Consider the following 18,962-nt stretch of genomic DNA (forward strand, 5'->3'; position numbering starts at 1 on the left):
AGGTCTCGGCACGGTGGCGCACCCTCCGGAACCGGCTGCACCTGCCGGACGACTTCCGCATCCACGACCGGAGGCACAGCAAGGTCACGAACGATCTGGAGGCCGGGGAGAACCCCGTAGAGGTTTCCGCGAACGTCCGGCACCACTCGCTGGGCTACACCATGGCCCGCTACGGCCACTCACGTAAGAACGGAGCCCGGAAGCTCGCCGCCTCCGGAGCCAACAGGCTCGGCCTGTCATCCCTGGTCTGACCAGGCAACTCTCTGGGCTGTTGGTCACGTGGTCGGTCACGCTGCCGCCCAGAAATGCAGAAGACCCCTGATGAACAGGGGTCTTCCACTGGTGTCCGAGGGGGGACTTGAACCCCCACGCCCGATAAAGGGCACTAGCACCTCAAGCTAGCGCGTCTGCCATTCCGCCACCCGGACTAGGTGTCTGCCGCCTTGCGGGGCGTGTTCCCCGCGGCGACATGGACAACAATACCAAGGTTTCGGAGTGCGTTTCACCTGCGTATCCGCCGCCGGGCGCCAGCCGGAAACGCTCCCACCTGCAAGGCCCGCCCGCCGCGCACGGTACGCGAGGGCGGCCGCACAGTGTGTGACCGGCCGGGAACCGCCGGGCGCGGTGGCCGGAAGTGCCCACACCCCCTGGACAGCGCCCGCCGGATGAGGGATAACGAGTCCATACAGTATTCGTCGACTGTATGCAATGTGCTGTATGCACGCCTCGGCAAGGGAGAGGACCTCGCCATGCCCCACACCACCGGCGACACCCCCGACGGCACCCAGGACAACCAACCCGCCCAGGACCTGATCTCCGGCGGCCATCTCGTCGCCAAGGCGCTGAAGGCCGAAGGGGTCGACCGCGTCTACACCCTGTGCGGCGGCCACATCATCGACATCTACGACGGCTGCGTGGACGAGGGGATAGAGGTCGTCGACGTACGTCACGAGCAGGTCGCCGCGCACGCCGCCGACGGGTACGCCCGGATCACCGGCAAACCGGGCTGCGCGGTGGTCACCGCCGGCCCCGGCACGACCGACGCCGTCACCGGGGTCGCCAACGCCTTCCGCGCCGAGTCCCCGATGCTGCTCATCGGCGGCCAGGGCGCGCTCAGCCAGCACAAGATGGGGTCCCTCCAGGACCTGCCGCACGTCGACATGATGACGCCGATCACCAAGTTCGCGGCGACCGTGCCGCACACCGCCCGCGCCGCGGACATGGTGTCGATGGCCTTCCGCGAGTGCTACCACGGTGCCCCCGGCCCCTCCTTCCTGGAGATCCCCCGGGACGTCCTCGACGCCAAGGTGCCGCGCGAGCAGGCCCGGGTGCCACGGGCCGGGGCCTACCGGGCCTCGACCCGCTCGGCCGGCGACCCGGAGGCGGTCGAACGGCTCGCCGACCTGCTGGTGCACGCCCGGAAACCCGCCATCCTGCTGGGCGGCCAGGTCTGGACGACCCGCGGCACCGATGCGGCCGTCGAGCTGGTGCGCACCCTGAACATCCCGGCGTACATGAACGGCGCCGGGCGCGGCACCCTCCCGCCCGGCGACCCGCACCACTTCCAGCTCTCCCGCCGGTACGCCTTCTCGCACGCCGACGTCATCGTGATCGTCGGCACCCCGTTCGACTTCCGCATGGGCTACGGCAGGCGCCTCTCCCCCACCGCCACGGTCGTGCAGATCGACCTCGACTACCGGACGGTGGGCAAGAACCGCGACATCGGCCTCGGGATCGTCGGCGACGCCGGACTGGTGCTGAAGGCCGTCACCGAGGCCGCGTCCGGCCGGACCGACGACGGGGCCGTGCGGCGCAAGGAGTGGCTGGAGGAGCTGCGCGCGGCCGAACGGGCGGCCCTCGACAAGCGGCTGCCGCAGCTCAGGTCGGACGCCTCGCCCATCCACCCGTACCGGCTGGTCAGCGAGATCAACGACTTCCTCACCGAGGACTCGGTGTACATCGGCGACGGCGGCGACATCGTCACCTTCTCCGGGCAGGTCGTCCAGCCCAAGTCACCCGGCCACTGGATGGACCCCGGCCCGCTCGGCACCCTCGGCGTCGGCATTCCCTTCGTGCTCGCCGCCAAGCAGGCCCGCCCGGACAAGGAGGTGGTCGCCCTCTTCGGCGACGGCGCCTTCTCCCTGACCGGCTGGGACTTCGAGACCCTCGTCCGCTACGACCTGCCGTTCGTCGGCATCGTCGGCAACAACTCCTCCATGAACCAGATCCGTTACGGCCAGGCCGCCAAGTACGGCAAGGACCGCGAGCGGGTCGGCAACACCCTCGGTGACGTGCCGTACGACCAGTTCGCGCGGATTTTGGGCGGTCACGGCGAGGAGGTCCGCGACCCGGCCGACATCGGCCCCGCCCTGCGCCGGGCCCGCGAGTCCGGGAAGCCGTCACTGATCAACGTCTGGGTCGACCCGGACGCGTACGCCCCCGGAACCATGAACCAGACCATGTACAAGTGAGGTGAACGCCCATGTCCGCCAAGGCTCTTGAGGGCATTCGCGTCCTCGACATGACCCACGTCCAGTCCGGGCCGTCCGCCACCCAGCTGCTCGCCTGGCTCGGCGCGGACGTCGTCAAGCTGGAGGCGCCGACCGGTGACATCACCCGCAGGCAGCTGCGGGACCTGCCGGACGCCGACTCGCTGTACTTCACGATGCTCAACTGCAACAAGCGCGGCATCACGCTGAACACCAAGACCGAGCGCGGCAAGGAGATCCTCACCGAGCTGATCCGCCGCTCGGACGTCATGGTCGAGAACTTCGGGCCGGGCGCGGTCGACCGGATGGGCTTCCCCTGGGAGCGCGTCCAGGAGATCAACCCGCGGATCGTCTATGCCTCCATCAAGGGGTTCGGGAACGGCCCGTACACCCGGTTCAAGGCCTACGAGGTCGTCGCGCAGGCCATGGGCGGGTCGATGGCGACCACCGGTTTCGAAGACGGTCCGCCGCTGGCGACGGGGGCCCAGATCGGGGACTCGGGGACGGGGGTGCACGCCGTGGCCGGGATACTCGCGGCCCTGTTCCAGCGGGAGCGGACCGGGCGCGGGCAGCGGGTCGACGTGGCCATGCAGCACGCCGTGCTCAACCTGTGCCGGGTGAAGCTACGCGACCAGCAGCGGCTGGCTCACGGGCCGCTCGCCGAATACCCCAACGAGGACTTCGGCGAGGAGGTCCCCCGTTCGGGGAACGCCTCCGGCGGCGGCCAGCCGGGCTGGGCGGTCAAGTGCGCGCCGGGCGGCCCGAACGACTACGTGTACGTCATCGTCCAGCCCGTCGGCTGGCGGCCGGTCACCGAGCTCATCGGCCGGCCCGAACTCGCCGACGACCCCGAGTGGGCCACGCCGGAGGCCCGGCTGCCGAAGCTGAACAAGATGTTCCAGCTCATCGAGGAGTGGTCGGCCACGCTGCCCAAGTGGGAGGTGCTGGAGCGGCTGACCGCGCACGACATCCCGTGCGGCCCGATCCTGTCCACCAAGGAGATCATCGAGGACCCCTCGCTGGCCGCCGACGGCATGGTGGTCCGCGTCCCGCACCCCGAACGCGGCGAGTTCGTCACCGTCGGCAGCCCGATCAAACTCTCCGACTCCCCCGTGGAGGTGACCTCCTCGCCGCTGCTCGGCCAGCACAACGAAGAGGTCTACGCCGGTGAACTGGGCCTCGGCGAGGACGAGTTGCGCCTTCTGAAGTCGGACGGGGTGATCTGAGGTGCTGGACGAGGACCGGGTGGCCCGGGTGCGGGCGCTGCTGGAGTCGGTGCGGGCCGAGGGCCGTACCGCGCTGACCGCGCCCGAGGGCAGGGTGGTCGCCGACGCCTACGGGATCGCCGTACCGGGCGAGGAACTGGCCCGGGACGTGGACGAGGCGGTGGCCGCGGCGGCGCGGCTGGGCGGGCCCGTGGTGCTGAAGATCGTCTCGCCGGACATCCTGCACAAGACCGAGGCCGGCGGGGTGGTCGTGGGGGCGGAGGGCGCGGACCGGGTGCGGGCGGCGTTCCACGAGATCGTCGGCAACGTACGTGCCTACGACGCGGGGGCCCGTATCGAGGGCGTGCTGGTACAGGAGTTGCTGCCGGCGGGCCAGGAGGTCATCGTCGGCGCGGTCACCGATCCGGCCTTCGGGAAGGTGGTGGCGTTCGGGCTGGGCGGGGTGCTGGTGGAGGTGCTGAAGGACGTGACGTTCCGCCTCGCTCCCGTCTCGGCCGACGAGGCGCTGTCGATGCTCGACTCCATCCGGGCGGCCCAGATCCTGCGCGGGGTCCGCGGCCGGGCCGGGGTGGACCGGTGGGCGCTGGCCGAGCAGATCCGGCGGGTGTCGCAACTGGTCGCGGACTTCCCCGGGATCGGGGAGGTCGACCTCAATCCGGTGATCGCCACGGACCGGGGCGCGGTCGCCGCCGACATCCGGATCATCCTCGCCGAGCGGCGGCCGGCACCCCGGCGGACGTACAGCCGCGAGGAGATCCTCGCCTCGATGCGCCGGCTGATGCGCCCGCACTCGGTCGCGGTGATCGGTGCCTCCGGCGAGCCGGGGAAGATCGGCAATTCGGTGCTGCGCAACCTCCTCGACGGCGGGTTCGCCGGTGACGTCCATCCGGTCAATCCCCGGGCCGACGACATCCTGGGCCGCAAGGCGTACAAGAGCGTCGCCGACGTGCCCGGCGAGGTCGACGTGGCCGTCTTCGCCATCCCGGCCCGGTTGGTGGCGGCGGCGCTGGAGGAGGCGGGGCGCAAGGGAATCCCCAACGCGGTGCTCATCCCGTCCGGGTTCGCGGAGACCGGCGAGGACGCGCTCCAGGCGGAGCTGGTGGAGATCGCCGAGCGGTACGGCATGCGCCTGCTCGGCCCGAACATCTACGGCTACTACTCCACCTGGCAGGACCTGTGCGCCACGTTCTGCACGCCGTACGACGTCAAGGGCCCGGTGGCGCTGACCTCGCAGTCCGGTGGCATCGGCATGGCCGTCCTCGGCTTCGCGCGCACCACGAGGACGGGCGTGTCGGCGATCGTCGGCCTCGGCAACAAGGCCGACCTGGACGAGGACGACCTGCTGACCTGGTTCGGCGAGGATCCGCACACCGAGTGCGTCGCCATGCACCTGGAAGACCTCAAGGACGGGCGGGCGTTCGTGGCGGCGGCCCGCGAGGTCGTGCCGAGGAAGCCGGTGGTGGTGCTGAAGGCGGGCCGTACGGCGGCGGGCGCGCGGGCGGCCGGCTCGCACACCGGGGCGCTCGCGGGCGACGACGCGGTCTACGACGACATCCTCCGGCAGGCCGGGGTGATCCGGGCGCCGGGCCTGGAGGACCTGCTGGAGTACGCGCGCGCGTTGCCGGTCCTGCCCACCCCGCGAGGCGACAACGTCGTCATCATCACCGGCGCGGGCGGCAGCGGGGTGCTGCTGTCGGACGCGGTGGCGGACAACGGGCTGTCGCTGATGGAGATCCCGCCCGACCTGGACGCGGCCTTCCGCCGGTTCATCCCGCCGTTCGGCGCGGCCGGCAACCCGGTCGACATCACCGGGGGCGAGCCGCCGGCGACGTACGAGGCGACGATCCGGCTGGGACTGGCGGACCCGCGTGTGCACGCGCTGGTGCTGGGCTACTGGCACACCATCGTCACCCCGCCGATGGTGTTCGCGGAGCTGACCGCCCGGCTGGTGGCCGAGTTCCGCGAACGGGGCGTGGAGAAGCCGGTGGTGGCCTCCCTCGCCGGTGACGTGGAGGTCGAGGGGGCCTGCCGGTACCTGTTCGAGCGGGGGGTCGTGGCGTATCCGTACACGACCGAGAAGCCGGTGGCCGTGCTCGGCGCCAAGTACCGCTGGGCGCGGGCGGCCGGCCTGCTGCCCGGCGGTTCATGAGGTGACCGGCGCCACCGCACCAGGGGTGTGACCCACCCTCCTCCCCCCTCCGCACGGCGCCGGGCCCCACCCCGTGCCCGGCGCACCGTCCGTCCTCCATCCGTTCCCCCCACCGGCGAGGAGCTGGCCTGACATGACGTCAGATCGCATGAAGACACGGCAGACCCCGGCCGAACCGGACCGGCCGCACCACGCCTACCGCGAGGTGACCGACGCCCGCGGCCGGGTCTACCGCGTCGGCGAGACGGACCGGGACATCCTCGGTCACTCCCGCAAGCTCATGGTGTATCTCCCGTGGGTCTCCATGATGGCCATCAGTGTCTCGGAGTACGCCTACGGCTCCGCGGAGGACACCCTGTCCGCGGCCCACGGCTGGACCCAGAGCGACACGTTCTGGATCCTGAGCGTCTGGATCTTCTTCCAGGCGGGCATCGCGTTCCCGGCGGGCTGGCTGCGCGAGCGGGGCCTGCTCACGGCGCGCCGGGCGATGTACATCGGCGCCGTGATGTGTCTGCTCGGCTTCCTGGCCCTGGCCCATCTGCGCGACGTCTTACCGGCGATCGTGGGTTTCGGTGTCGTGGGCGGGGTCGGTTCCGGGCTGATCTACGCGACGTGCATCAACATGGTCGGCAAGTGGTTCCCGGAGCGGCGCGGGGCGAAGACCGGCTTCGTCAACGGGGGCTTCGCCTACGGCTCGCTGCCCTTCATCTTCATCTTCAACTACGCGTTCGACACCGGGGATTACGACCGGGTGCTCGACCTGATCGGCTGCTACGTGCTGCTGGTGGTCGCCGTCTGCGCGTTCTTCTTCCAGGACCCGCCGAAGAACTGGTGGCCCGCCGACGTGGCCCCGCCGCTGGGCCCGGCGAGCGGCACGAGTGCCAAGAGCCTGGCGAAGAACCCGCCGGCGGTACGCCAGTTCACGCCCAAAGAGGCCGTGCGGACCGGGATGCTGCCGCTGATGTGGGTCATGGTCGTGATGACGGCCGGGGTCTCGATCTTCGGGATCTCCTTCCAGGTCGACTTCGCCAAGGAGGTCGGTTTCGGTCCCCTGGTCGCGGCCTCCTCGATGGGTGTCATGGCCGTCATCAACGGCATCGGCCGCGCGGTGGTGGGCTGGCTGTCGGACCTGTGGGGCCGCAGGACGACGCTGGTGTTCGTCATCGTCGTGCTGGGGCTCGCCCAGTTCGGTGTCATCTGGGCCGGCGAGGTGAAGAACCAGTGGCTGTTCCTGTTCTTCGCCTTCCTCTCCGGCTTCGGCGGCGGCGCGTTCTACCCCTTGTTCGCGGCGCTGACCCCGGACTACTTCGGCGAGAACTACAACGCCACCAACTACGGTCTGGTGTACAGCGGCAAGCTGATCAGCGGGCTGTTCGGCGGCGGCCTCGGCTCCATGGTGGTCGGCGCCTGGGGCTACGACGGCGCCTACGCGCTGGCCGGCGGTGTCTCGATGGTGGCGGCGGCGCTGGCCCTGCTGCTGCGGCAGCCGGGCCGGGGCGGCACGGACCGGATGCCGGCCCCGGCGCCCCGTCCGGCCACCTGACGGCCCACCCGCTCAACCCGCCGTACTGTTCCGGGCGTTCCCCCGTCCATGAGCGAACGGGGGGACGCCCGGCGGGTGTCGGTCAGGCGGTCTCGCGCTCGTGGTACGACCGCCGGGTGTGCTCGGTGTGTTCGCGCATCAGCCGGGTGGCGCGCTGCTCGTCCCGGGCGTCGATGGCGGCGATCAGTTCCCGGTGCTCGACCCACGACTGGCTGCCGCGCTGCCGGGCCACCGGGGTGTAGTACCAGCGGACCCGCCGGTCCACCTGGGCGGCGAGCCCGGCGAGGACCGTGTTGCCGGCCAGCTCCATCACCTTGCCGTGGAAGGCCGCGTTGAGGGCGACCGCGCGGTCCACGTCCTCGGCCGCCACGGCCTGCTCACCCTCGGCGCACAGCTCCTTCAAGGCGGCGACACCGGCGCTGTCCGCGTGCGCGGCGGCCAGCCGGGCGGCCTCCGCCTCCAGCAGGGTGCGGACCGTGAGCAGCTGGTCGGCCTCCTCCTCGGTCGGCTCGTGCACGAACGCGCCCTGGGCGGGCCGCAGATCGACCCACCCCTCGGTGTTCAGCCGCTGCAGCGCCTCGCGCACGGGCTGCCGGGAGACACCGAGGTGCCCGGCGAGTTCGCTCTCCACCAGGTGCTGTCCGGGGCGCAGGGCGCGGGTGGTGATGAGTTCCAGCAGCGCCTCGTACACGCGCTCGCGCAGCGGGCCCGGCCGCTCCAGCCTGGGCACCGTCCCGTGCGGCAGTCCGGTCGACGACATCGCGGTCCTCCTGGGCGGGTCTGACGCGGGCGATGGACGCTCGGTATCGATTGTCTTTCGTCTACAGTCTACGGTGCGCGGAATCCCGTACGGAGGCCCCCGGAAGGCCGTTCAGGAGGCGCGCGGAAGCGCGTACGCGCGGCGGCCGGACCTCAGGGGCAGCGCACGACCTGCCCGGCGTAGGAGAGGTTGCCGCCGAAGCCGAACAGCAGCACCGGGTCGCCGCTGTTCAGGGCGCCCTGTTCGAGCAGCTTGGAGAAGGCGAGCGGGATGCTGGCGGCCGAGGTGTTGCCGGACTCGGTGACATCGCGGGCGATCACCGCGTTGACGGCGCCGAGTTTCCGGGCCAGCGGTTCGATGATCCGCAGATTGGCCTGGTGCAGGACGACGCCGGCCAGGTCCCCGGGTGCCACCCCGGCCTTCTCGCAGGCCTGGCGGGCGATGGCCGGCAGGCGGGTGGTGGCCCAGCGGTAGACGCTCTGGCCCTCCTGCGCGAACCGGGGCGGGGTGCCCTCGATCCGTACGGCGTGCCCCATCTCGGGCACCGAGCCCCACAGCACCGGCCCGATGCCGGGTTCGGCGCCCGGCGGGCAGGCGGTCACGACGGCGGCGCCGGCCCCGTCGCCGACCAGGACGCAGGTGCTGCGGTCGGTCCAGTCGGTGACGTCGGACATCTTGTCGGCGCCGATGACCAGGGCGCGGGTGGCGGCGCCGGCCCGCAGGGTGTGGTCGGCGGTGGCGAGGGCGTGGGTGAACCCGGCGCAGACCACGTTGACGTCGAGCGCGGCGGGCCCGGGGATGCCGAGCCGGGCCGCGACCCGGGCGGCGGTGTTCGGGGAGCGGTCGATGGCGGTGGAGGTGGCGACGAGGACCAGGTCGATGTCGCCCGGGGTCAGCCCGGCCGCGGCGAGGGCCTTGGCGGCGGCGTGCGCGGCCAGCTCGTCCACGGGCTCGTCGGGGCCGGCGATGCGCCGGGTCCGGATGCCCACCCGGCTGCGGATCCACTCGTCGCTGGTGTCGACCATGCCCGCCAGGTCGTCGTTGGTGAGCACCCGGGCGGGCTGGTAGTGGCCGATGGCGACGATGCGCGAGCCGTTCATTGCGGGGTTCCCCTCGTGGCCGTGGGTGGCGGGATGCACCAGTGTGGTCAGTGACCGGCCGGTACGACGGCAGGTGAGGCCACAGGAAACCGGCGCCGCAATTGTCGGCTCCCGTCAGACTGTCGGACGTCCACATAATCCGCGCGCCCACCCCGTTCCCCGCCCCCGCCCGGTCCCCCGCTCCCCATGTGCAGGACAATGAGACGGTCGGCGGCCAGCACGCACAGAACCGGGGCTGATCGGAACATGGGACGAGTCACGGAACGACGCAAGGTCCTGCGCATCCGGGACGGGGCGGTCTCCACCCGCCCGGACACCCTCGTCGCGGAGGAGCCCCTGGAGATCCGGCTGAACGGCAAGCCGCTGGCGATCACCATGCGGACCCCGGGCGACGACTTCGCGCTGGCGGCCGGCTTCCTGGTGAGCGAGGGCGTCCTGGCCACGGCGGCGGACCTGCGGAACATCGTCTACTGCGCGGGCGCCACGGCGGACGGCTCCAACACCTACAACGTGGTCGACGTGCACACCGCCCCCGGTGTCGCCCTCCCGGACTTCACCCTGGAGCGCAACGTCTACACCACCTCCTCGTGCGGTCTGTGCGGCAAGGCCAGCCTGGACGCCGTGCGCACCACCGCGCGCTGGACCATCGCCGACACTCCCCCGCTCCGGGTCACCCCCGAGCTGCTGGCGGGCCTCCCCGACCGGCTGCGGGCGGCCCAGCGGGTGTTCGACCGGACCGGGGGGCTGCACGCGGCGGCCCTGTTCGACGAGGACGGGGAGCTGCTGGACACCCGGGAGGACGTGGGCCGGCACAACGCGGTCGACAAGCTCGTGGGACGGGCGCTGCAGAGCGGCGCGCTGCCGCTGTCGCGGACGATCCTCATGGTCTCCGGCCGGGCCTCCTTCGAGCTGGCGCAGAAGGCGGTCATGGCGGGCATCCCGGTGCTCGCGGCCGTCTCGGCGCCGTCCTCGCTCGCGGTGGACCTGGCCGCGGAGACCGGTCTGACCCTGGTGGGCTTCCTGCGTGGCGCCTCGATGAACGTGTACGCGGGCGAGCACCGCATCGCCCTGCCGGAACCGGCCGCCCGCGGCTGACCAGAAACGCCGGCCGCCCGCGGCTGACCAGAACGCCGGGCGGCGACGTCAGCCGTCCGCGGTGGAGTCCCCGGAGCCGCCCGGGACGCCGGAAACCCCGGAGACGCGGGCCAGCAGGTCCATGAACCGTTCCCGTTCGGCGGCCGACAGCGGGGCGAGCAGCTCGTCGTTGGCCTCGCGCGCGGCCTTCTCGCAGCGGGCGAGGAGCCGGGCGCCGTCGTCGGTGAGGGTGACGGAGTTCTTGCGCCGGTCGCGCGGGTCGGGGGCGCGCTCGACCAGGCCCGCGGACTGGAGGTCGTTCAGGATGCCGACCACGTCCTTGGGGTCCAGGCTCACACTTCGGCCGAGGTCGGCCTGGGCGACCGGGGCGAGGTCGCGGACGGCGGAGAGCACCACGTGGTGCCACATCCTCAGCCCCTCGGCCGCCAGGGCGTCGGCGACCAGGGCGCGGCCCCGGGCGGCGGCCCGGCCCAGCAGCCAGCTCGGCAGGGAACGGATCGCGGGCAGGGGTGCTTCGGCCATGACCGCAGCCTAACCGAAGAATCATTGGACTTCCCAACGAACCTCCCCTACCGTTGGGGAACCCAACGAATTCATGGGTGTTTCCAACGAACGGTCAAGCGACCGACGGCGCCGGTGTGCCCGGCCCGAGGAGGTGTGCGATGCGTCGCGTCCGCTACGAGTCCGCCGGCGGCCCCCTGTTCCTGGAGGAGGCGCCCGTCCCGGAGCCCGGCCCCGGCGAGCTGCTGGTGCGCTGCGCCGCCGTCGGCCTCACCCTGCCGGTGGTCCGCAAGGTGGCCGAGGCCGCCGAGCCGGTGCCGCTGGGCGGGGAGGTCGCGGGCGAGGTGGTGGCGGCCGGCCCCGGCGTGTCCCGCTTCCGGACCGGCGACCGGGTGACCGGGCTGTGCTTCGGGCACGGCTACGCCGACTTCGTGGTGGTGCACGAGGCCATGGCCTCACCGGTGCCGGACGACGCCGGCTTCGTCACCGCGATCGCGCTGGTGCGCAGCGGCCTGGTGGCCTACGGCGCGCTTCAGGCGGCACGGTTCGCGCCGGGCGAGTCGGTCCTCGTCACGGCGGCGGCGAGCGGTGTCGGGCACTTGGCGGTGCAGCTCGCCCGGGCGCGGGGCGCGGGCCGGGTGGTGGGGGCCGTCTCCGGCGCGGAGAAGGCGGACTTCGTGCGCTCTCTCGGCGCGGACGACTGTGTGCGGTACGACGACGACGGCTGGGGCGAGCCGGTCGACTGCGTCCTGGACGCCGTCGGCGGCGAGTTGCTCACCCCGGCCCTGGCCGCGCTCGCCCCGCACGGCCGCCTGGTCGCCTACAGCTCGGGCGGCGGCACCATCCAGGCGTACGACCTGCTGGTGGGCGCCAAGTCGGTGACCGGCTTCCAGATGGCGCTGATCGCCCGCGAGCGGCCGGAGCTGTACGAGCGGTGGCGCCGGGAGCTGTGGCGGCTGCATGCCGAGGGAGTCCTGAAGCCCGCCGTGCACGGGGAGTTCGCGCTCCAGGACGCGGAGGCGGCGCACCGGGTGATCACCAGCCGGGCCAACCTCGGCAAAGTCGTCCTGCGCCCGTGAGTGCACGCTTCTTGTGAGCCGCGCACCCCGCAACTACCGTCGTGGGAGCGCACGTTGGACGTGGGATGTCCGGATGTCCGCTCATCCGGCCGACGAAGGGCAGGCCGCACCGTGCCGCCGAGTCTCCGCACCCGCCTCAGACCCGTACTCGCCCTCGCCGCGGCCGGGTTGCTCCTGCCCGCCGCGCCGGCCCACGCCGAACCCTCCGCCACAGGACCGGAGTTCGAACAGCAGGTGCTGTTCAAGGCGTCCCAGGACCCCGGTTACGCCTGCTTCCGCATCCCGGCGGTGGTGCGCACGACCGACGGCACCCTGCTGGCGTTCGCCGAGGGCCGGGTCCTCAACTGCGGCGACGCCGCCGACATCGACATCGTGCTCAAGCGCTCCACCGACGGCGGGCGCACCTGGGGGCCGCTCCAGGTCGTCAACGAGGGCGCCGGCGACACCCACGGCAACCCGGCGCCGGTCGTGGACCGCGACACCGGCCGGATCTGGCTCGCGGAGACGTACAACACCGGCCGTACCGACGGCGCCAACTGCCGCGTCCCCTGCGACCGCACCCCGCACCTCCAGTACAGCGACGACGACGGCGCGACCTGGTCCGCGCCGCGCGACCTGAGCCCCGAGATCCTGCCCGCCGACTGGAACTCCTGGTACGCCACCGGGCCCGTGCACGGCATCCAGCTGACCCACGGCCGCCATGCGGGGCGCCTGGTCTTCGGCGTCAACACCGAGACCTGGGACGGCACCAGGATCACCGCCAACCACGCGGCGCTGATCGTCAGCGACGACCACGGCGGCCACTGGCGGATCGGCGCCACCGACACCTGGCCCATCGCCGCCGACGGAACCTTCCGGCAGAAACCCTCCGAACTCACCCTCGCCGAGCGCGCCGACGGCTCGGTCCTGGTCAGCGGGCGGGAGCAGGACGGCACGGATCTGGGCCACCGCACCCAGGCCGTCAGCCGGGACGGCGGCACCGCCTTCACCGGGCCCTTCCGCGCCCTGCCGGACCTGTACGCCCCGCAGGTGCAGGGCTCGATGCTGCGGCTCGGCGACCGCCTGCTGCTCGCCTGCCCCGGCGACCCCGACCGGCGCCGCACCATGATGATCCGCTCCTCCTACGACGGCGGGCGGACCTGGGACGGCGCGGACCGGGGCACGGTCGTCACCACGGACTGGTCCGGCTACTCGGACCTGGTGCGCATCGGCCCCACCGCGGTCGGCCTGCTGTACGAGGGCGGGGCGGTGGACGCCCGGGACGAGATCCGCTTCGCCCGCTTCACCGAGGACTGGCTCGCCCCGCGCCGCGGCCCCGACCCGGTCACCCCCGACCTCGCCCGGCACGCCCGCCCGGCGGCGGTGCTCGGCGGCCCGGAACCGGCCGACGGCGTGTCGGGCGGGGCGCTTGAGTTCGACGGCACGGACGACGCGGTCCGGCTGCCCTTCCGCGCCGGGCTCCCCCTCGGCACGAAGGACTTCACGGTGTCGCTGTGGTTCCGGTACTCGGCGGCGGCCGGCGAGCAGCCGCTGCTGTGGATGGGCGGGATCGGCACCGGCCAGCCGCAGGTGTGGCTGCGCGGGGAACCCGCGAACGACAGGGTGCAGGCGCTGATCACCGTGCGGAACGGGGCCGGGGCGCCGCAGTCCGCGTCCGTGCGTACCCCGGACGCCCACAACGACGGCCGGTGGCACCACGCCGTGCTCCGCCGGGGCGGCGGGCTGCTGTCGCTGTCCGTCGACGGCGCGGCCGTCTCCACGGCGGACCGGCCGGGCTCGGTCAGCCGCAACTCGGCCTTCGGCGTGCACCTGGGTCAGCGCATGGACGGCCGCGCCTTCCTCACCGGCGCGCTGGACGAGGTGCGGGTGTGGGACCGGGCGCTGGACGACGCGGAACTGGCGGACCCCGAGGTGCTGCGGTCAGCGCAGGACACGGCTCTCTGGCTGCCCCTGGACCGGGTCCGCGGCTGACCCCTCGGGCGCGTCCCCCTGCTCCCGGGGCGCGTCCTCGGCCGCCTCCGGGTCCTGGGAGCGGCGCTTGGCGATGACCGCGCACACCATCAGCTGCATCTGGTGGAAGAGCATCAGCGGCAGGACGGCCAGGGAGGCCTGGCTGCCGAACAGGACGCTCGCCATCGGCAGCCCGGAGGCGAGGGACTTCTTCGACCCGGCGAACTGCACGGCGATCCGGTCAGCCCGGCCGAAGCCGAGCGCCTTGGCGCCGTACCAGGTCAGGACCAGCATCACCGCCAGCAGGACGGCCTCCACACCGAGCAGCCCGGCCAGCCGCAGCGGGCTCACCTGGTGCCAGATGCCCTGGTTCATGCCCTCGCTGAACGCGGTGTAGACGACCAGTAGGATGGAGCCGCGGTCGACCAGGCCGAGGACCTTCTTGTGCCGGGTGACGAACGTGCCGATCCAGCGCCGCAGCAGCTGCCCGGCGAGGAACGGCACCAGCAGCTGGAGCACGATCTTCACCAGCGAGTCCGTGGAGAACCCGACCGCGTCGCCGCCGAGCAGCCCCGCCGCGAGCAGCGGGGTCAGCACGATGCCGGCGAGGGAGGAGAAGGAGCCGGCGCAGATCGCCGCGGGCACGTTGCCGCGGGCGATGGAGGTGAACGCGATGGACGACTGGATGGTGGACGGCACCAGCGTCAGGAACAGCAGGCCCTGGTAGAGCGGCTGGGTCAGCAGGACCGGCACCAGGCCCCGGGCGGCCAGCCCGAACACCGGGAAGATGACGAAGGTGCAGATCAGCACGGTGAGGTGCAGCCGCCAGTGGCGCAGTCCGTCCAGCGCCTCGGCGGTGGACAGCCGGGCGCCGTAGAGGAAGAAGAGGAAGGCGATGGCGGCCGTGGAGGCGCCCGAGGTCACGTCGGCGGCCGTGCCGCGCGCCGGGAGGAGGGCGGCGAGCCCCACCGTCCCGAGCAGCAGCACGATGTACGGGTCGATCGGCAGCCAACTGGGCCGGCGCAGGCGTGTCACGGTGCTCCGATTGCTCTGTGTCGTCTTGCTGTGTCGTACGGTCCCGGGGCCCGCACGGCCCCCCTCCATCGTCCTCTCACCGTGGCCGATCGGGAATCCGGTATACCGCTCTGACTGTGATCGTGTTCCGTGATGACCGAGCTAGGCTCGGGGTGTGTACGAGCCGACGCACCTGCGCACCTTCCTGGCGGTCGCCCAGACGCTGAGCTTCACCCAGGCCGCCCGGCGGCTGGGGCTGCGCCAGTCCACGGTGAGCCAGCACGTGCGGCGGCTGGAGGAGGCGGCCGGGCGGCAGCTGTTCGCCCGGGACACCCACTCGGTGGAGCTGACCGAGGACGGCGAGGCGATGCTGGGGTTCGCCCGCCGCATCCTGGAGGTGCACGAGCAGGCGACGGCGTTCTTCTCCGGCACGCGCGTGCGCGGCCGGCTGCGCTTCGGCGCCTCGGAGGACTTCGTGCTGACCCGGCTGCCGGAGATCCTGGAGGGCTTCCGCTACGACCATCCGGAGGTCGACCTGGAGCTGACGGTGGAGCTGTCCGGCACGCTGTACGAGCGGCTGGCCGCCGGAAAGCTCGACCTGGTGCTGGCCAAGCGGCGTCCCGAGGACCCGCGCGGTGTGCTGGTGTGGCGCGACGACCTGGTGTGGATCGGCGCCGAGCGGCTGCGGCTGGAGGCGGACCGGCCCGTTCCGCTGATCGTCTACCCGCCGCCGGGCATCACCCGGGCCCGCGCCCTGGAAGTGCTGGAACGGCAGGGCCGGGCGTGGCGGATCGTGTGCACGAGCGGCAGTCTCAACGGGCTGATCGCCGCGGCCCGGGCCGGCCTCGGGGTGATGGCCCACTCCCGGCGGCTGATCCCGCCGGGCCTGTTCCGGCTGCCCGAGCGGGTGGGCCTGCCGGAGCTGGGCAAGGTCGACTTCGTCCTGGTGCACGGCCGCCGCCGGGGCCCGGCCGGCACCGCCGCCGACGCGCTGGCGGCGGCGGTGCTGGCCGGCGGCGAGCGGCTGCGGCGCAGCGGCGGCTGACCGGCACACCCCGCCGGGGCGTCACCGCGCCGGGCGGTAGGTGAGCTGCTTGACCCCGCGAAGGATGGGCGTCACCTCCACGTGTCGCACCCCCTCCAGGCGGCCGAGGGGCCCGCTGATGTAGGCGTACAGGGCGGCGGTGTCGCGGACGACGACGGTGACCACGAGCTGGGAGGGGCCGGCGGTGGCGGAGGCGAACACGACCTCGTCGTGGCCGGCCAGGGTCCGGCCGACGGAGTCCAGGGCGCCCGGCGAGGTGGTGATCCACAGCATGGCCGTCTTGGGGAAGCCGAGGACCGCGGTGTCGTACTCGGCGTCGACGTACACCGCGCCGGAGGCGATCAGGGCGGACAGCCGGCGGCGGAGGGCGGACTCGGAGCGGCCGGTCGCGCGCTGGAGTTCGGGGTACCCAGCGCGGCCGTCGCGTTCGAGGACGGCGAGCAGCGGGGCGTCGCCGGGCTCCAGCCGGGCCGGGCCGGGCTCGGGCAAGTCAGGGCGGAGCGCGGCGATCTGGTCCGCGTCGAGCGCCCGGAACCTGGGCAGCCAGCCGACCGGGCCGCCGTAGAAGCGGTGCAGGAGCTGCTGGGCGCGGATCTCGACGACGCTGGGGGTGCGGGGCAGCTTGCCGAGCAGCAGGTCGTCGTGGTCGCCGGGGCTGCGCGGCCGGGTGATGCAGGCGATCTCGGTGCCGCCGGAACACAGCCCGATCCAGTAGGTGTCGGGGCGCCGGGCGAGCGCCTCGGCGATGACGGCGGCGCCGTCGGGCGCGCAGCGCAGCCGCAGCATCCACTGGTCCTCGCCGAGCCGTGCGGCGTCCCGCAGCACGACGACCCGCAGCCCGCCCTCGGCGCACAGGCGGCGGTAGCGGCGGGCGATGGTGCGGTCGGAGACGCCGAGCACGGCGGCGATCCGGCTGAAGGGGGCTCGGCCGTCCACCTCCAGCGCGGAGAGCAGTTGGAGGTCCAGCAGATCGAAGGTGTCGGATTCCATCCGCAGCATGCTCTCTCCTGTCGGATTCCGTCGCGCCCGGCCCGGTGGGGCGTCGGATCGGCCGTCGTCGGGTCATCGTACGCGGCGGTAGACCGCACGTTCGATCAGGGAGTTGAGGAGATTGCGGAGCTGGGGGACGCTCACGGCCATATGCCTGGGCACGTTCATGCTGCTGCTGGACGTGACCATCGTGGTGGTCGCGCTGCCGGACATGGCGGGCTCGCTGCACGCGTCGCTGGGTGACTTGCAGTGGGTGGTCGACGGGTACGCGCTGGCACTGGCCGCGCTGCTGCTCGGGGCGGGGGCGGCGGCCGACATCCTGGGCCGGCGCCGGGTGCATGTGGTGGGCGTGGTGCTGTTCGCGCTGGCCAGCCTGTTGTGCGGGCTGGCCTCGGAGCCGGGGCTGCTGGTGGCGGCGCGGGCGTTGCAGGGCGTCGGCGGCGCGGCGATGTTCGCGACGACGCTGCCGCTGCTGGGCTCGGTCTACCAGGGCCGGCAGCGCTCGGCCGCGCTCGGGGTGTGGGGCGCGGTCAGCGGCGGGGCCGCGGCGGTCGGTCCGGTGCTGGGCGGGCTGATCACCGAGGGGCCGGGCTGGCGCTGGATCTTCTTCGTGAACCTGCCGGTGAGCGTGGTGGCGGTGTGGCTGACGCTGCGGACGGTCCCGGAGTCGCGCGGGCCGCGCGGCATGAGCGTCGACTGGGCGGGGACGGCGGCCTTCGCGGTGTTCGCGGGCGGGGCGACGTACGCCGTCGTGCGGGCCGGCGAGGACGGCTGGACGGCGCCCGCGACGCTGGTGTCGTTCGCCGTGGCCGCGCTGGCCGTGGTGGTGTTCGCGCTGGTGGAGCGGCGGGTGGCGCATCCGCTGCTGGATCTGTCGCTGCTGCGCCGGCCGGCGTTCGCCGGCACCATGCTGGGCGCGTTCGCCTTCAACGGGGTGGCCTTCGGCGCCATTCCGTACCTGTCGATCTGGATGCAGACGCTGCTCGGGATGTCGCCGGTGCGCGGCGGTCTGACGCTGCTGCCGATGACGGTGATGTCCATGGTGGTGGCGGTGCTGGTGGGCCGGCTGCTGCACGGGGTCCCGGCCCGGCTGACGGTCGGCGGCGGACTGCTGCTGATCGGCGCGGGCACGCTGTGCCAGGCGGTGCTGGGCGCGGGCTCGGACTGGACGGCACTGGTGCCGGGGTTCGTGCTGGTCGGGATCGGTACCGGGTTCGTGGCGCCGACGGTGGCCGGGGCGGCGCTGGCCTCGGTGCCGGCCGAGCGGGCCGGGATGGCGGGCGGCGCGGTGAACACCGTCCGGCAGCTGGGCTACGCGCTCGGGGTGGCGGTCGTCGGCACCGTCGTCACCTCGCGGATGACCGGCCGGCTCCCCGAGGAAGCGGCGCACGCGCTGGCCGGCGGCGGCGCCGGGGCGCTGCTGCGCGGCGGGGTCCCGGAGCACTCCCTGCGGGCCGCGTTCGCCTCGGGGCTGAACGGCGCCCTGGTGGTGACGGGCCTGGCCGGGCTGGTGGCGGGCGCCCTGGTGATGCTGCTGGTGCGGCCGGGCCGCCCGGCGCCCACTCCGGCGTCCGCTCCGGCGCCCGAGGCGGTGCCCGAGAAAGCCGCGGCAAAGGGCTGAACGCCCCGGCGGGTGCGGCGGCGCAGGCGGTCGGGCGGCCGGTACAGCCCATGGGCGGTCACGGGGCGAGGACTCCGGGGCCGCCCGCCCGCGTACACCGGGACCGGTCCCGCGCTCTCCGGCCCGTCGGGGCCCGTGCGGATCCAGCCACCCTTCATCGGCGCGTCGGCCACCGTAAGCGGCCCGTACAGATTCGGTGGAGATTACGGTACCGAAACTTACGGTGCCGTCGGTATTGTGTCCGGCCCTTCCCCATCTGCGGGCATTTCCCGGTGGTCGTCCGGGGCGGAACGCACGGTTTGCCCGGCTTCCGGACCCCTCCCGCGCACGGATCGTGTGAGGTAGCTTTCACCGCGCTGTTGCGGTGCGTGGACCGGCGACACCGAGACGCGAGAAAACG

14 protein-coding genes and 1 tRNA gene are annotated in these 18,962 nt (G+C 72.9%); 9 read left to right on the forward strand and 6 right to left on the reverse strand.

The window, feature by feature from the left end:
* Positions 1 to 340 precede the first annotated feature (340 nt).
* Positions 341 to 428, reverse strand: a tRNA-Leu gene (locus Srubr_RS19665).
* Between the two features lie 321 nt (positions 429 to 749).
* On the opposite strand from Srubr_RS19665, the gene Srubr_RS19670 reads away from it, so the two are divergent.
* The 4 genes from Srubr_RS19670 (at position 750) to Srubr_RS19685 (ending at position 7,407) form a co-directional block, all read left to right on the forward strand.
* Positions 750 to 2,471: a thiamine pyrophosphate-binding protein gene (locus tag Srubr_RS19670; RefSeq protein WP_189990915.1), complete on the forward strand. Its 1,722-nt coding sequence runs from the start codon at positions 750 to 752 to the stop codon at positions 2,469 to 2,471.
* Positions 2,472 to 2,482: 11 nt separating this feature from the next.
* Positions 2,483 to 3,715 carry a formyl-CoA transferase gene (gene frc / locus Srubr_RS19675; protein ID WP_189990792.1) on the forward strand — a complete coding sequence of 411 codons (1,233 nt, stop codon included), beginning with the start codon at positions 2,483 to 2,485 and terminating at the stop codon, positions 3,713 to 3,715.
* A 4-nt stretch (positions 3,716 to 3,719) separates the two neighbouring features.
* A complete protein-coding gene (locus Srubr_RS19680; RefSeq protein ID WP_189990913.1) occupies positions 3,720 to 5,864 on the forward strand; it encodes an acetate--CoA ligase family protein in 2,145 nt (714 codons plus the stop codon).
* Positions 5,865 to 5,997: 133 nt separating this feature from the next.
* The gene (locus Srubr_RS19685; protein WP_189990790.1) at positions 5,998 to 7,407 is read left to right on the forward strand and encodes an OFA family MFS transporter; all 1,410 of its coding nucleotides are present in this window, start codon (positions 5,998 to 6,000) and stop codon (positions 7,405 to 7,407) included.
* 82 nt (positions 7,408 to 7,489) lie between these two features.
* Here the strand turns inward: Srubr_RS19685 and Srubr_RS19690 are convergent, their stop codons facing one another.
* Both Srubr_RS19690 and Srubr_RS19695 read right to left on the reverse strand, forming a co-directional pair.
* Complete coding sequence (locus Srubr_RS19690; RefSeq protein ID WP_189990788.1) at positions 7,490 to 8,167, reverse strand: GntR family transcriptional regulator; 678 nt, start codon at positions 8,165 to 8,167, stop codon at positions 7,490 to 7,492.
* Between the two features lie 152 nt (positions 8,168 to 8,319).
* Positions 8,320 to 9,267, reverse strand: a complete 948-nt coding sequence (locus Srubr_RS19695) for a beta-ketoacyl-ACP synthase III (RefSeq protein ID WP_189990786.1) — start codon at positions 9,265 to 9,267, stop codon at positions 8,320 to 8,322.
* Between the two features lie 246 nt (positions 9,268 to 9,513).
* On the opposite strand from Srubr_RS19695, the gene fdhD reads away from it, so the two are divergent.
* Positions 9,514 to 10,362 (forward strand): formate dehydrogenase accessory sulfurtransferase FdhD, encoded by an 849-nt coding sequence (gene fdhD / locus Srubr_RS19700; protein ID WP_189990784.1) that lies wholly within the window; start codon positions 9,514 to 9,516, stop codon positions 10,360 to 10,362.
* Between the two features lie 48 nt (positions 10,363 to 10,410).
* Here fdhD and Srubr_RS19705 read toward each other — a convergent pair whose 3' ends face one another.
* On the reverse strand, positions 10,411 to 10,884 hold the full coding sequence (locus Srubr_RS19705) for a MarR family winged helix-turn-helix transcriptional regulator (RefSeq protein ID WP_189990782.1): 474 nt from the start codon (positions 10,882 to 10,884) through the stop codon (positions 10,411 to 10,413).
* Positions 10,885 to 11,024: 140 nt separating this feature from the next.
* Between Srubr_RS19705 and Srubr_RS19710 the strand changes: the two genes are divergently transcribed.
* Together Srubr_RS19710 and Srubr_RS19715 are read left to right on the forward strand one after the other, a co-directional pair.
* Positions 11,025 to 11,942: a quinone oxidoreductase family protein gene (locus Srubr_RS19710; RefSeq protein ID WP_189990781.1), complete on the forward strand. Its 918-nt coding sequence runs from the start codon at positions 11,025 to 11,027 to the stop codon at positions 11,940 to 11,942.
* A 111-nt stretch (positions 11,943 to 12,053) separates the two neighbouring features.
* Positions 12,054 to 13,913, forward strand: a complete 1,860-nt coding sequence (locus Srubr_RS19715; protein WP_189990760.1) for a sialidase family protein — start codon at positions 12,054 to 12,056, stop codon at positions 13,911 to 13,913.
* Here Srubr_RS19715 and Srubr_RS19720 read toward each other — a convergent pair.
* Positions 13,863 to 14,927: a bile acid:sodium symporter family protein gene (locus Srubr_RS19720; RefSeq protein WP_229926471.1), complete on the reverse strand. Its 1,065-nt coding sequence runs from the start codon at positions 14,925 to 14,927 to the stop codon at positions 13,863 to 13,865. The genes Srubr_RS19715 and Srubr_RS19720 overlap by 51 nt on opposite strands.
* A gap of 154 nt (positions 14,928 to 15,081) precedes the next feature.
* On the opposite strand from Srubr_RS19720, the gene Srubr_RS19725 reads away from it, so the two are divergent.
* Positions 15,082 to 15,951: a LysR substrate-binding domain-containing protein gene (locus Srubr_RS19725; protein ID WP_189990756.1), complete on the forward strand. Its 870-nt coding sequence runs from the start codon at positions 15,082 to 15,084 to the stop codon at positions 15,949 to 15,951.
* Between the two features lie 21 nt (positions 15,952 to 15,972).
* On the opposite strand, the gene Srubr_RS19730 is transcribed toward Srubr_RS19725, so the two are convergent.
* Complete coding sequence (locus tag Srubr_RS19730) at positions 15,973 to 16,950, reverse strand: Lrp/AsnC family transcriptional regulator (RefSeq protein WP_189990754.1); 978 nt, start codon at positions 16,948 to 16,950, stop codon at positions 15,973 to 15,975.
* 112 nt (positions 16,951 to 17,062) lie between these two features.
* On the opposite strand from Srubr_RS19730, the gene Srubr_RS19735 reads away from it, so the two are divergent.
* Complete coding sequence (locus Srubr_RS19735) at positions 17,063 to 18,562, forward strand: MFS transporter (protein WP_189990751.1); 1,500 nt, start codon at positions 17,063 to 17,065, stop codon at positions 18,560 to 18,562.
* Positions 18,563 to 18,962: the final 400 nt, after the last annotated feature.

The organism is Streptomyces rubradiris, assembly GCF_016860525.1.
Lineage (GTDB): Bacteria > Actinomycetota > Actinomycetes > Streptomycetales > Streptomycetaceae > Streptomyces > Streptomyces rubradiris.

Coding starts and splice junctions, on each gene's coding strand:
- Srubr_RS19670 (WP_189990915.1), top strand. CDS start 750: ATGCCCCACACCACCGGCGACACCCCCGACGGCACCCAGGACAACCAA.
- frc (WP_189990792.1), top strand. CDS start 2,483: ATGTCCGCCAAGGCTCTTGAGGGCATTCGCGTCCTCGACATGACCCAC.
- Srubr_RS19685 (WP_189990790.1), top strand. CDS start 5,998: ATGACGTCAGATCGCATGAAGACACGGCAGACCCCGGCCGAACCGGAC.
- Srubr_RS19690 (WP_189990788.1), bottom strand. CDS start 8,167: ATGTCGTCGACCGGACTGCCGCACGGGACGGTGCCCAGGCTGGAGCGG.
- Srubr_RS19695 (WP_189990786.1), bottom strand. CDS start 9,267: ATGAACGGCTCGCGCATCGTCGCCATCGGCCACTACCAGCCCGCCCGG.
- fdhD (WP_189990784.1), top strand. CDS start 9,514: ATGGGACGAGTCACGGAACGACGCAAGGTCCTGCGCATCCGGGACGGG.
- Srubr_RS19705 (WP_189990782.1), bottom strand. CDS start 10,884: ATGGCCGAAGCACCCCTGCCCGCGATCCGTTCCCTGCCGAGCTGGCTG.
- Srubr_RS19710 (WP_189990781.1), top strand. CDS start 11,025: ATGCGTCGCGTCCGCTACGAGTCCGCCGGCGGCCCCCTGTTCCTGGAG.
- Srubr_RS19730 (WP_189990754.1), bottom strand. CDS start 16,950: ATGCTGCGGATGGAATCCGACACCTTCGATCTGCTGGACCTCCAACTG.